Genomic DNA, 12699 nt, shown 5'->3' with positions numbered 1-12699 from the left:
TTTGACGCCTCCCTGTTAAACTCCTGAGAGCCGCTTCGTTGCGGCTCTTTTTTTGCCCAGAATTCGGTTGGACAAGACGCAAAGAAAAGGCCGATGTCGGCTTGCTGTCCAACATCGGCCATTTAGATTTTGGGATCGTCGCACCCGGCCCGAAGAAAGGCCGAGGTTGGTTCGATCCGACGCGGGCTCGTGGGCGGGGGGCTTGGGGTTACGAGCCAGTGCCGGACCGAACCGTCTCAGGCAACACCCGTAAATTCATCGCACAATGGGGCCTCAACGCGGATAAAATGCGGCAGGAATGTGGCGCAGAATCACCAATTTCAACAGTATGTGTGCAATCGTGACCGCTATGCGAGGGAACTCTTTTTACATCTTAAAACTGGCGCCGAGGGGTGATTTGCCGGCTCTATCAATGATCCCAACGAAGGGTTGATTTTCCCAGCTGAACGCGCGACGATTCGGCATCGTCTGTTCCGGAGAGGGAGGATTGATGGTCGACCGCGCAGAGAGCCCCGAGGATGTCGAAACATCCAATGTCCTCGTTCCCCTGAACGAAGTCCGACGGCAGCGCCTGCAGATGCCGGTTTCATTCGACCGTCGGGAACTCGACCAGATTCTCCGACTCTATGGCCGCATGGTTGCCGCGAACGAGTGGCGGGACTACGCCATCGACCACACGCCCGACCGGGCCGTCTTTTCGGTCTATCGCCGCGCCAGCGAGCATCCGCTCTACCAGATCGTCAAGGATCCCCAAATGGCCCGCAGGCAAGGCGCCTATGCCATCTTGGCGACCGGCGGAGCTATCCTCAAGCGCGGCCACGAGCTCGCGAGGGTGCTGAGCCTGTTCGACAAGAAGCTGAAACTCGTCTGACGGCTGGCGATTTGGCTTAAGTGGCTGCGGCCCGCGTCGGACCGCGTTCGATACGGAAGCGGCGTCCGCCTTCGACCGCGTCGCTGGAAATCAGGCGATGCCCATCCTCGACGCAAAAAGCCGGAATGTCGATTACAGCCAGCGGATCGGTGGTCTCCAGCCAGAGTTGTTCCCCCGGTCGCATCGCCGAAAGACGCTTGCGGGCCTTCAGCACGGGGAGAGGACAGTTCAGCCCTCTCAAATCGTAGATGTCGGTGCCGTCGCCCAAAGCAGGGCTTAGCCGCCGAACATGCCGAGCAGGCGCTTCTTCACCGCATCCGCGCTCGGCAATCCGAAGCCGCGCGCTTCCTGCACCACTTCCTGCTGCGGCGTCTGGACGATCACCGGAGCGGGCGCCGGGATGGATGCAGTGGTCACCGGAGCCGCGGCGATGGCTTTCGCGGCCTTTGCTTCGGCAACGGCACGGGCCTTTTCTTCCGCAGCCTTCTTCTTGGCTTCCTCTTTGGCTTCGAGAGCAGCCATGCGTCGACCGGCGGCGGAGTCGATGCGGCCCATGCGTTCGGTCACGGTCACAGTCCCATCACCATTGAGCGAAGGCGGATCGAGCGGAACGCGCTCGCCGCGCGCACGCTTCTTTGTCCATTCCGACACCAGCGAAGCTTCCTTGATGCCGGCGATGCTTGGCGCGGGCGCTGCGGAACGGCTCCAGACAGCACTCGCGCTGGTGAACGCCGCGTCATACTTCTTCTGGTAACTTTGGTAGGCCGTCACCAGCGATGCGGGCTGCGTGCTCGCAGGGCAAGCACCCGCGGCATCGAATTTCGCATCGCCTGAAACTTCGCGATTGAAGACGTAGCGCTTCTCGCAGACATCGACCTTCGGCGGCACCTTGGTGATCTCGAAGTGGTCGTAGCCTTCCTTCAGCATCTTCCAGAACGCGTAGTTGGGGTCCTTGCGGTAGCGCGCCATGTTGGCGGCTGTCATCCGGAACGGAAACGCCTGAATCTGGAACTCCCTCTGCCCGCCATCGAAGGCGTCGCGTGCAAAGGTATAAATCTGATCCATCTGGTCGTCGGTCATTGAATAACAGCCGGACGACGAACAGGCGCCGTGCACCATCAGGTTCGAGCCGGTCCGGCCGTTCACCTTGTCATAGGCATTCGGGTAGCCGATGTTGAAAGACAGGTGATATTGCGAGTTCGGGTTCATCTGTCCGGGACGGACCGTATAGAACCCCTCTGGCGCCTGCCGGTCGCCCTCGGTGAATTTCGGGCCAAGCTTTCCCGACCATTTGCAGATGTCGTAGGCAGCGATCACCGCATAGCGCCCGTCGGTCTTCTGTTTCCAGATTTCGACCTTGCCCTCTTCCTTGAACACGCGGGCCAGAATAGGCGATGTGCGCGACATGCCCTTCGCCTTCATTTCGGCGGCGAGTTCGGCGGAAAGCGCCTTATGGGCTTTCGGCGAGAAATCATTCATAGACGATTCGGAGCATCCGACCAGCGCGAGAGCGGTCATCAGCAGTCCGGCACGGGCGACATTTGCAATCATGCGAACAGTTTCGTCTTCGTCTCGATCGCCGCGCGACAACTGGTTGCGAGGCGATGCGGTTTCCACTGCTTCAAATTTAGGCCGTTAACCTTGAAAATTCCTTACTGCATCACGATCGCAGACAGACGAATCCTCAGATCACGGCAAAGTCATTAGCAGCATTCACGGCGATTTTGCGAGTGGAATCCGCCAAGTCAAGCGCTCAGCCGCGAACGGCCTAAAGGCTCCTGCCGATATTAAGGAATTTTTCGCGGCGCTGTTCGCGGAAATCGAAGGGATGGGAGGCGAAATCGCCCAGCGTCTTTTCGATCAGGTCGCCGGTAGCGGTGATGACCGCTTCCGGCGCGCGATGCGCCCCGCCCATCGGTTCCGGCACGATCGCGTCGATCACCTTGAGTTCCAAAAGGTCCTGCGCGGTGATCTTCATGTTGGTGGCGGCATCCCGCGAACGGGTAGTGTCGCGCCACAGGATCGAAGCCGCGCCCTCGGGCGAGATGACGGAATAGATGGAATGCTCCAGCATGTAGACGCGATTTGCTGTCGCAATCGCAATCGCACCGCCCGAACCGCCCTCGCCGATCACCACCGAGATGGACGGCACCTTCAGCTTGAGGCAGGCAGAGGTCGAGCGCGCAATGGCTTCGGCCTGGCCGCGCTCTTCCGCACCCACGCCCGGATAGGCGCCGGCCGTATCGACCAGCGTGATAAGCGGGATGTCGAACTTGTCGGCCATCTCCATCAGGCGGACCGCCTTTCGGTAACCTTCCGGCCTGACCGAGCCGAAATTATGCTTGATGCGGCTTTTGGTGTCGGAGCCTTTTTCCTGGCCGATCACGGCAACCGACCGCCCCTTGAAGCGCGCGAAGCCACCGACGATGGCATTGTCCTCGCCAAAGTTACGGTCGCCGGCGAGCGGCGTGAAATCGGTGAACAACCCGGCGATGTAGTCGACGCAGTGCGGCCGGTCGGGATGGCGGGCCACCTGCACCTTCTGCCAGGGCGTCAGCGCCTTGTAGACATCGCGCAGCGCATCGCGCGAGCGCTTCTCCAGCCGAGAGATTTCCTCGGCCACATCGACAGCTTCGCCGCTTTCGGCGAGCTTCTTCAGTTCGAGGATTTTGCCTTCGAGATCGGCAACAGGCTTTTCGAAATCGAGATAGTTATACATTCGCTCGCGGACCACAACGCCGGAAGGAAACACCTGGGAACACGGGTTTTCATAGCCCCCGACCCAATGGAACGTGGCACTCACATAGCGGCAAGCACCTTAATCGGCAAGCGGATGATGTTCGTTGACCAGCCGAAGCAGCCTTTCCTCCAGCACATGGGTGTAGATTTGGGTGGTGGAGATGTCGGAATGGCCGAGCAATTGCTGCACCGCGCGAAGGTCCGCGCCATTCTGCAGAAGGTGGCTGGCAAAGGCGTGGCGCAAAACGTGGGGAGAAATTTTCGCCGAAGCGATGCCGGCGCGTGCGGCGAGCGCCTTGAGATCGCGTCCGAAAACCTGGCGGGACAGATACCCGCTCTCCGACGACGCCGGAAACAGATAGGAGCTCTCCGCCAGCTTGGGATGACGGGCGCGCTCCTCGAGCCAGACCCGCATCGCAATCCGAGCCTTGCCCGAAAGCGGCACCATGCGCTCCTTATTACCCTTGCCGCGCACCACGAAGAACCGCTCGTCGCGCGTCGCCACAGAGACCGGCAGGCCGACCAGTTCGGAAACACGCAAGCCGGTGGCGTAAAGCACCTCGACCAGCGCATGCATGCGCTTGGCGGCCAGCGCTTCGCCTGGGCCGGCCTCCGCGGCTTCCAGTGCCGCACGGTCGAGCAGGCGTCCGGTGGCGGCTTCGCTCATCGTCTTGGGCAGCGGCCGGTCCTTGCGCGGGCTGTCGAGCGTGCCGGTCGGATCGTCAGCGCGCAGACCTTCGGCATACAGGAAGCGGAAGAATTGCCGTATCGCCGACAGTTTCCGCGCCTGCGAGGTGGCGGCGAACCCTTGCGCGGCGATGCTGTCGAGATAGGTGCGGATCGCATCGGGATCGGCTTCCGCAAGTCGCCCGTCCATATGAGCGGAGGCGTCTTCGAGGTCGCGGCGATAGCTGAGCAAGGTGTTTTCGGCAGCCCCCCGTTCCGCGCTCATCATCTCCAGGAAGGCCTCGATTCGCGCACCGCTTCTCATGGCTGCGGCTTCAGTTTTTCCGGCGCGATCGGCACCGAAAGCTCCACTTTCCGCGGCTCGACGAACATCACCAGCGCAAACATGGCGCCATAGACGACACCGGCCAGGACTGCGAGCGTGACGATAAATCGGAAGAGTGTCGGCATGGGATGGGATGTGCCGTGAATCGAAAACCTAGCCCGTTATGGGACGCCAATCCGGCCATTTCAAGGGCGCGATGGGCCTTGGCGGCTTGACGCAACGAGGCTTTTCATGCGCATAGCCGCCCCGAAAGGCGCGTTATGATATCCGAGACCTCGACACCAGCGGCAGCAGCCACACAGAGCTCGATCCTGTCTCATTTGGGGCAACGCTCGATCGTCTTTGTCGGGCTGATGGGTGCTGGCAAGACCGCCATTGGACGCAAGGTCGCCAACACGCTGGGGATTCCCTTCACCGACAGCGACCATGAGATCGAATCGGTTTCGCGCATGACCGTCCCCGAACTCTTCGAGCGCTATGGCGAAAGCGAATTTCGCGCGCTGGAACAGCGCGTCATCGGGCGCATTCTCGAGGCCGGCCCGCAGGTCCTGTCGACCGGTGGCGGCGCCTATATGAACGCACAGACCCGTCAGACGATAGCCGAACGTGGCGTTTCGGTCTGGCTCAAGGCCGAGCTCGACCTGCTGATGGAACGCGTCGCCAAGAAGCAGAACCGGCCGCTTCTGAAGAACCCGGACCCGCGCGGCACCCTCGCCAAGCTGATGGACGAGCGGTATCCCGTCTATGCGCTGGCCGACCTGACGGTGCCGACCCGCGATGAGCGCAAGGAAATCATCGCGGGCGAGGTGATCGAAGCGATTGCACGCCACCTCGACGGCAATCCAAAACAGGCACCGGCGGAGACAATCGGATGAGCGCGCACAATGTCGTCACCGTCGAAGTCGGGCTCGGCGAGCGCTCCTACGACATCCTCATCGGTCCGGGCCTGATCGAGCGCGCCGGAGAGGAAATCGCCAAGCGCCTGCCCAAGGCACGCGTCGCCATCGTCACCGACGAGCATCTCGCGGCTGCCGGACATCTCGACAGACTGCGCATGGCCCTGGACAAGACAAGCACCGCTTCGACCACGACCGTGCTCGCGCCCGGCGAGAAGACCAAGAACTTCGACGCGCTGCAGCAGGTGGTTGACGACGTCATCGCTGCCAGGCTGGAACGCGGCGACGCGGTCATCGCGCTCGGCGGCGGCGTCATCGGTGACCTGACCGGCTTCGCCGCCGGCATCGTGCGGCGCGGGATGAACTTCATCCAGATGCCGACATCGCTGCTGTCGCAAGTCGATTCCTCGGTCGGCGGCAAAACCGGCATCAACAGCCCGCGCGGCAAGAACCTCATCGGCGTGTTCCACCAGCCCAAGGTCGTGCTGGCCGACACGGGGGCGCTCGACACGCTGTCGCCGCGCGAATTCCGCGCCGGTTATGCCGAGGTTGCGAAATACGGACTGATCGACCGTCCGGACTTCTTCGCCTGGCTAGAAAACAACTGGCAGGAGGTTTTTTCCGGCGGTCCCGCCCGTGCCGAGGCGATTGCCCAATCTTGCCGCGCCAAGGCCGATGTGGTGGCCCGCGACGAGTTCGAGACCGGCGACCGCGCCCTGCTCAATCTCGGCCACACCTTCGGCCATGCGCTGGAAGGCGCAACCGGCTATGACAGCACGCGCCTGGTGCATGGCGAGGGCGTGGCCATCGGCATGGCGCTCGCCTATCGTTTTTCGGCCCGGCTCAATCTCGCGAGCCCCGACGACGCTTCTCGCGTCGAGGCGCATCTCAAGGCGGTCGGCCTGCCTTGGCGCCTTTCCGATATCCCCGGCGGCCTGCCCGATGCGGAAACGCTGCTGAACTTCATCACACAGGACAAGAAGGTATCACGCGGCGCGCTGACCTTCATCCTGACGCGCGGCATCGGCCAGTCCTTCATCGCCAAAGATGTACCGGCCTCGGAAGTTCTCGCCTTCCTTGATCTCAGCCTCAAGCGGTGAAGCGAGCCTTCGTAGAAGGCGTAAAAGCGTGGTAGAAAAGGCCGGCTACCAGCGGGTTGCTTCTCCGGGTGCCGCCGGCTCGATGGCCAAAGCATGAACACCGCCCTGCAATTCCGCCGAAAGCAACTCGTTGACCGCCCGGTGGCGATCGATTCGGCTCATGCCGGCAAACAGGGGTGAGACGATCCGGACACGGAAATGCGTCTCCCCTGTCCCGTCATAAGTCTCATGATGGCCCGATTCTTCGTGATGATGGCCGGCATGAAGGTGGCTTTCATTGATGATGATCAGCCGCTCCGGCAGAAACCGCTCCGTCAGCTTGTTTTCCATCGTCGCCTGTATGGACATTGCGTCATCCTTTCATCACATCAATGCGGCCCACGCTTCATCGTCATGCTATATATGACGCGATTGCATTTTTTACCGCAAATCAGCGGTTAAGGTGCGCAACTCCGAAATGTCAATTCTTGTTTCGCACTGCGAAAACCCCATAAATGGGACGAAATGAAATCCTATTCGAAATACTTCGAGAAGATTCGCGTACGCCCGGACAAAAAAGCCGAGGCGGCCTCGCATGCGCCGATATGCCAATGGGACGGCTGCAACCAGCCGGGGACCCATAAGGCACCCGTCGGCCGCATGAAAGAAGGCGAATATTTCCAGTTCTGCTTCGATCATGTCCGCGAGTACAACAAGGGCTTCAACTATTTCTCCGGGGTACCCGACACCGAAATCGCCCGCTTCCAGAAAGAGGCGATGACGGGGCACAGGCCGACCTGGACAATGGGCACAAGCAGCACCAGCGGCGACGCCGCCCGTTCGGCGCCCGACTTCGCAAAGCTGCGTTCGGGCCGGGCCGGCTATTACAACCGCATGCGCGACCCCTATGGTCTGTTCGAAGGCGGCGCCAAGACCGCGCCGCGCGAGCGCAAGGCCAAGCCGCTGGAAGCCAAGGCGCTGGCCACGCTCAATCTCGACGTGAAAGCCACTCCGGAAGATATCCGCGCCCAGTACAAAAAACTGGTCAAGCAGCATCACCCCGACGCCAATGGCGGCGACCGCGGCTCGGAAGACCGGCTTGGCGAGGTGCTGCAGGCCTATCGCGTGCTCAAACAGGCGGGATTGTGTTGAGCCAGAAACGGTTGGCTGCGTTTTCCAACTTTCATCCGTTCGGAAAAGTCTTTAAGACCGCCACCGAAGACAATTGGATTGCCGGCGAAGCACGGTCTTCGCGCGTGGAGACGTCATGAACAAGGTCGATCGCGACATCGCAAATCTGCCAGACACGACGGTGTCGGTGAAGGACACATTCGGCTTCGAGTCGAAGATGGTAGTGCCTGCCTATTCGGCGCCGAGCGAGCATGTGCCCGATGTCGATCCGGATTATCTTTTCGACAAGGCGACCACCTTGGCGATCCTGGCGGGCTTTGCCTACAACCGCCGCGTCATGGTTTCGGGTTATCACGGCACCGGCAAGTCGACCCATATCGAGCAGGTTGCGGCCCGGCTCAACTGGCCTTGCGTTCGCGTCAATCTCGACAGCCATGTCAGCCGTATCGACCTCGTCGGCAAGGATGCCATCGTCGTCAAGGAAGGCATGCAGATCACAGAATTCAAGGACGGCATCCTGCCCTGGGCGTACCAGCATAATGTCGCACTCGTCTTCGACGAATACGACGCCGGCCGCCCGGACGTGATGTTCGTGATCCAGCGCGTCCTGGAATCCTCCGGCCGCCTGACATTGCTCGACCAGAGCCGCGTGATTCGTCCGCACCCCGCCTTCCGCATCTTCTCCACTGCCAACACGGTCGGTCTCGGCGACACGACGGGCCTCTATCACGGCACGCAACAGATCAATCAGGCCCAGATGGACCGCTGGTCCATCGTCACCACGCTGAACTACCTTCCGCACGACAATGAAGTGAACATCGTCGTCGCCAAGGCGAAGCATTATCGCGACGCCAAGGGCAAGGAGATCGTCAACAAGATGGTCCGCGTGGCCGACATGACCCGTTCGGCCTTCATCAATGGCGACCTGTCGACGGTCATGAGCCCGCGCACGGTCATCACCTGGGCCGAGAACGCCGAGATTTTCGGCGATGTCGGTATGGCCTTCCGGCTGACCTTCCTCAACAAGTGCGACGAACTCGAACGTTCGGTGGTGGCGGAATTCTACCAGCGCGCCTTCGGCCAGGACCTGCCCGAGAGCGCCGCCAATGTGGTGCTTTCCTGATGCATCCGGCCGTCGCGCTTGCACTGGCATCGGCACTGTTTGCCTTTGGCACGGCGGCGGCGGACGCGGAAGAATTGTCGCGCATAACCGGGAAGGTTACCTACGAAAACTTTCCGCGCTTAGAAGCGTTTCTGCTGCAGGCAGTCGGCAAGAGCGTGGCACTGGACCTGACGCTTGCCGTCAACAACGACGAAACCGAGGGCAATCTGACCACCTTCGTGCTCGATGGACAGTTCGAGATCGCGTATCTGCAGCCGGGTGAACCGTCCCGCATTTATGCCGACACGGGCTTCGACCTCGTCAATGACGACCACTACACGCTGCAGAGCGTATTTTCAGTGGAAGCCAGCGACCGTGCCATTGGCCTTAATGAGGTCGATGCCCCGGCGGAGACGACCTACAAAGATGTAAGCGTGGACGATCTTCCGACACGAACTGGGAACTAGCATATGCCAGCGCGCAGGCGTAGCGTTGCACACGTCCGCCGGCGCAACGCCGGCTGGTGTCGGTCCGAAGGCGCTGCCGATATGGTTCTTGGATAGGAGGCGAGGATGCATCAGGGCAGTTGTCATTGCGGTGAGATACGCTTCAAGGTTGACGTGAATTTGGACAATCCGATCACCTGCAACTGCTCCTATTGCAGGCGGCAGGGCGGCATCCTGGCCTTCACTCCGGCGCAAAACTTCGAACTCGAGCATGGCGAAGCCAAGCTGACCGAATACCGCTTCAACACGAACAAGATCCAGCACCTGTTCTGTTCGGTTTGCGGCATGGAATCCTTTGCTCGCGCGGCCGCGCCCGATGGCACCGAAATGGTTGCCGTGAACGTCCGCTGCCTTGAAGATGTCGACGTCGAAAGCCTTAAGCCCACCCCGTATGACGGCCGTTCAAGATAAGCATCCGAGAAACATCGTGACTCACTTCAATCGCAGAAAAGGGCCTAGACACTGATGGCTGGCGCCGGAGACAATACGCGCAACAAACCCAAGGCGGGCACGGAGGCTGACAGCTTCAAGCGCGCCGTGACCGTCTGCATGCGCGCGATCTCCGGCGACAACGAGATGGAAGTTGCCTTCAGCAAGGACCGTCCCGCCCTTGCAGGCAACCGCGCCCGCCTGCCGGAGCCGCCGAAGAAGCCGTCAGCCAACGATATTGCCGTGACCCGCGGCCTGGGCGATTCCATGGCACTGCGCCGCGCCTGCCACGACACCCGCATCCACACCCGCCTTGCCCCCGAAGGCAAGCAGGCGCGCGCCATTTTCGACGCAATCGAACAGGCGCGGGTCGAGTCCATCGGCAGCCGCGCGATGACTGGCGTAGGCGACAACATCGCCTCCATGCTGGAGGACAAATACACCAAATCCAACCTCGCCTCCGTCAGTGACCGCGAGGAAGCGCCGCTGGAAGATGCGCTGGCGCTGGTGGTGCGCGAAAAGCTGACCGGCCGCCCGATACCGCAGAGCGGCGAACGCCTGGTCTCCCTGTGGCGCAGTTGGATCGACGACAAGGCCGGCGGCGAACTCGCCAATCTCGAAGGCAAGATCGAGGACCAGCAGGCTTTCGCCCGCATCATCCGCGAGATGCTGGTTTCCATGGAAATGGCAGAGGAACTCGGCGACGACCAGGAGACCGAGGACTCCGAGGATCAAGACGACGACCAGCCGCAGGGCGAGGACGAAAGCCCCGAATCCGGCGAAGACGACGAGGGTGCCGAACCTTCTCCGTCCGAGGACTCCGAGGCTTCTGATTCGGAGGAGCAGCAGGGCGAAATGGAGGCCTCCGACGCCACCGCCGACGACATGGCGGATGACGACGAGATGGAGTCGGAGACGCCGGGCGAGGCCAAGCGGCAGGACAACCCCTTCGCCAATTTCTCCAAGGAATTCGACTATAAGGTCTTCACCACCACCTTCGACGAGACGGTGGGCGCCGAGGAACTGTGCGACGAGGACGAACTCGACCGGCTGCGCGCGTTCCTCGACAAGCAGCTCGCCAATCTACAGGGCGTCGTCGGACGCCTTGCCAACCGACTGCAGCGCCGCCTGATGGCGCAGCAGAACCGGTCTTGGGATTTCGACCTTGAGGAAGGCTATCTCGATCCGGCGCGGCTGGTGCGTGTGGTCATCGATCCCATGCAGCCACTGTCCTTCAAGCAGGAGCGTGACACCAAATTCCGCGACACGGTCGTCACGCTGGTGCTCGACAACTCCGGCTCGATGCGGGGCCGGCCGATTACGGTTGCGGCGACCTGCGCCGATATTCTGGCGCGCACGCTGGAGCGCTGTGGCGTCTCGGTCGAAATTCTCGGTTTCACCACCCGCGCCTGGAAGGGCGGACAGGCACGCGAGAAGTGGCTGAAGGACGGCAAGCCGCCGAATCCGGGTCGTCTCAACGATCTGCGCCACATCATCTACAAATCCGCCGACGCGCCATGGCGCCGCTCGCGCCGCAATCTCGGCCTGATGATGCGCGAGGGCCTGCTCAAGGAGAACATCGACGGCGAAGCGTTGCTGTGGGCGCATCAGCGCCTGATGGCACGGCCCGAGCAGCGCAAGATCCTGATGATGATCTCGGACGGCGCTCCGGTTGACGATTCGACCCTGTCGGTAAATCCCGGCAACTATCTCGAACGGCATCTGCGCGGCGTCATCGACCTCATCGAGACCCGCTCGCCGGTCGAACTGCTGGCCATCGGCATCGGCCATGACGTGACGCGCTATTATCGCCGCGCCGTCACCATCGTCGATGCAGAGGAACTGGCAGGCGCCATGACCGAGCAGCTCGCCTCGCTGTTCGGCGAGGAAAGCACGCGCGAGACCCGCCGTGGCGGCGCCCGTCGGGCGGGATGAAGCGTAGCACTCTCGCTTGCCTGCTCACAGCATCTTTGCTGTTCCAGGCTCTTCCAGCTGCGGCCGATCCTATCGTCGTCACGGCACGCCCGATCACGCAATTCCAGATCGGCCGCGACACCACGCGCTTCGGCACGCTCGAATTTGTCGGCGGATTGGAATTCAATGCGCCAGCGCGAGCCTTTGGTAGTTTCTCCGCCTTTCGCTTCATGGGGCCTGGCAGCGATTTCATCGGCGTCGCCGATACCGGCTACTGGTATTTTGGCACCATTGCCCGCGACGCCACGATGCACCCCACCGGCCTCGAAAACTTCCGCATGCAGGCGATGGTCGACGCGTCTGGCAAGCCGCTGGACGGCAAACTCGCCGCCGATGCGGAAAGCCTGGCGGTGCGTGACGGGATCGCCGCTGTGGGCTACGAACGCAACCACCGCGTCGAGGAATACCGCTTGCAGCCGGGCGCCATGAAAGGCCCGATCCGTCAGCGCGATTTCCTTATCCCACGCTGGGAACTGCGCCAGAACAAAGGCATCGAGACGCTTGCCTTCGCCGCCAAGGATGGGCCGCTGCGTGGCGCCTTGGTCGCCGTCTCCGAGCGCAGCATCGACAAGCAGGGCAACGTTTTCGCCGCCATTCTGGAGGGGCCGCAAAAGGGCATTTTCACCATCCGCCGCGACGGCGACTTCGACATCACAGATGGCGCCTTCCTGCCCGATGGCGACCTGTTGCTGCTCGAACGCAGCTACTTCGTCGTCACGGGCGTCCGCATGCGTCTTAGGCGCATCGACGCCGAAACGATCCGCGCCGGCTCGATCGCCGACGGTCCGGTTCTGCTGTACACCGACATGAGCTACCAGATCGACAATATGGAAGGGCTGGACGTCTGGCGCCGCGACGACGGGGCGCTGATGGTCTCGCTGATCTCCGACGACAACGGCTCTATCTTCCAGCGCAATGTCTATCTGGAATTCATCCTCCACGACGACTGAAATTTGCCAT

General features: G+C 61.7%; 15 protein-coding genes. 9 read left to right on the top strand and 6 right to left on the bottom strand.

Annotation, left to right across the window (positions count from 1 at the left end):
- Positions 1 to 490 precede the first annotated feature (490 nt).
- Complete coding sequence (locus ICI42_RS05675; protein WP_188163513.1) at positions 491 to 871, top strand: DUF2794 domain-containing protein; 381 nt, start codon at positions 491 to 493, stop codon at positions 869 to 871.
- A 16-nt stretch (positions 872 to 887) separates the two neighbouring features.
- On the opposite strand, the gene ICI42_RS05670 is transcribed toward ICI42_RS05675, so the two are convergent.
- The 5 genes from ICI42_RS05670 to ICI42_RS05650 form a co-directional block, all read right to left on the bottom strand.
- Positions 888 to 1139 (bottom strand): sulfurtransferase TusA family protein, encoded by a 252-nt coding sequence (locus tag ICI42_RS05670; protein ID WP_188163512.1) that lies wholly within the window; start codon positions 1137 to 1139, stop codon positions 888 to 890.
- An 8-nt stretch (positions 1140 to 1147) separates the two neighbouring features.
- Positions 1148 to 2422 (bottom strand): L,D-transpeptidase family protein, encoded by a 1275-nt coding sequence (locus ICI42_RS05665; RefSeq protein WP_188163511.1) that lies wholly within the window; start codon positions 2420 to 2422, stop codon positions 1148 to 1150.
- Positions 2423 to 2639: 217 nt separating this feature from the next.
- Positions 2640 to 3590: an acetyl-CoA carboxylase carboxyltransferase subunit alpha gene (locus ICI42_RS05660; protein ID WP_188163735.1), complete on the bottom strand. Its 951-nt coding sequence runs from the start codon at positions 3588 to 3590 to the stop codon at positions 2640 to 2642.
- Positions 3591 to 3689: 99 nt separating this feature from the next.
- The gene (locus tag ICI42_RS05655) at positions 3690 to 4601 is read right to left on the bottom strand and encodes a site-specific tyrosine recombinase XerD (RefSeq protein ID WP_188163510.1); all 912 of its coding nucleotides are present in this window, start codon (positions 4599 to 4601) and stop codon (positions 3690 to 3692) included.
- On the bottom strand, positions 4598 to 4747 hold the full coding sequence (locus ICI42_RS05650; RefSeq protein ID WP_188163509.1) for a histidine kinase: 150 nt from the start codon (positions 4745 to 4747) through the stop codon (positions 4598 to 4600). Before ICI42_RS05650 ends, ICI42_RS05655 begins: the two co-directional genes overlap by 4 nt.
- 135 nt (positions 4748 to 4882) lie before the next feature.
- On the opposite strand from ICI42_RS05650, the gene ICI42_RS05645 reads away from it, so the two are divergent.
- Positions 4883 to 5497: a shikimate kinase gene (locus ICI42_RS05645; RefSeq protein WP_188163508.1), complete on the top strand. Its 615-nt coding sequence runs from the start codon at positions 4883 to 4885 to the stop codon at positions 5495 to 5497.
- Entirely contained in the window at positions 5494 to 6618 is a 1125-nt protein-coding gene (aroB, locus tag ICI42_RS05640) for a 3-dehydroquinate synthase (RefSeq protein ID WP_188163507.1), read from the top strand. The genes ICI42_RS05645 and aroB overlap by 4 nt, the downstream gene beginning before the upstream one ends.
- A 45-nt stretch (positions 6619 to 6663) precedes the next feature.
- Here the strand turns inward: aroB and ICI42_RS05635 are convergent, their stop codons facing one another.
- On the bottom strand, positions 6664 to 6966 hold the full coding sequence (locus tag ICI42_RS05635; RefSeq protein WP_188163506.1) for a BolA family protein: 303 nt from the start codon (positions 6964 to 6966) through the stop codon (positions 6664 to 6666).
- 156 nt (positions 6967 to 7122) lie between these two features.
- On the opposite strand from ICI42_RS05635, the gene ICI42_RS05630 reads away from it, so the two are divergent.
- The 6 genes from ICI42_RS05630 (at position 7123) to ICI42_RS05605 (ending at position 12689) form a co-directional block, all read left to right on the top strand.
- Positions 7123 to 7749 carry a J domain-containing protein gene (locus ICI42_RS05630; protein ID WP_188163505.1) on the top strand — a complete coding sequence of 209 codons (627 nt, stop codon included), beginning with the start codon at positions 7123 to 7125 and terminating at the stop codon, positions 7747 to 7749.
- A 115-nt stretch (positions 7750 to 7864) separates the two neighbouring features.
- Positions 7865 to 8851, top strand: a complete 987-nt coding sequence (gene cobS / locus ICI42_RS05625) for a cobaltochelatase subunit CobS (protein WP_188163504.1) — start codon at positions 7865 to 7867, stop codon at positions 8849 to 8851.
- Positions 8851 to 9297, top strand: a complete 447-nt coding sequence (locus tag ICI42_RS05620; protein ID WP_188163503.1) for a hypothetical protein — start codon at positions 8851 to 8853, stop codon at positions 9295 to 9297. Before cobS ends, ICI42_RS05620 begins: the two co-directional genes overlap by 1 nt.
- 105 nt (positions 9298 to 9402) lie before the next feature.
- A complete protein-coding gene (locus ICI42_RS05615) occupies positions 9403 to 9747 on the top strand; it encodes a GFA family protein (protein ID WP_188163502.1) in 345 nt (114 codons plus the stop codon).
- 54 nt (positions 9748 to 9801) lie between these two features.
- Positions 9802 to 11700: a cobaltochelatase subunit CobT gene (gene cobT / locus ICI42_RS05610; RefSeq protein WP_188163501.1), complete on the top strand. Its 1899-nt coding sequence runs from the start codon at positions 9802 to 9804 to the stop codon at positions 11698 to 11700.
- Entirely contained in the window at positions 11697 to 12689 is a 993-nt protein-coding gene (locus tag ICI42_RS05605) for an esterase-like activity of phytase family protein (protein ID WP_188163500.1), read from the top strand. Before cobT ends, ICI42_RS05605 begins: the two co-directional genes overlap by 4 nt.
- The last annotated feature ends 10 nt before the right edge of the window (positions 12690 to 12699 follow it).

It is taken from the genome of Oryzicola mucosus (assembly GCF_014534685.1).
Lineage (GTDB): Bacteria > Pseudomonadota > Alphaproteobacteria > Rhizobiales > Rhizobiaceae > Oryzicola > Oryzicola mucosus.
The sequence above is the reverse complement of the archived record's forward strand: the minus strand, read 5'-3'. Positions and strand labels throughout refer to the sequence as shown.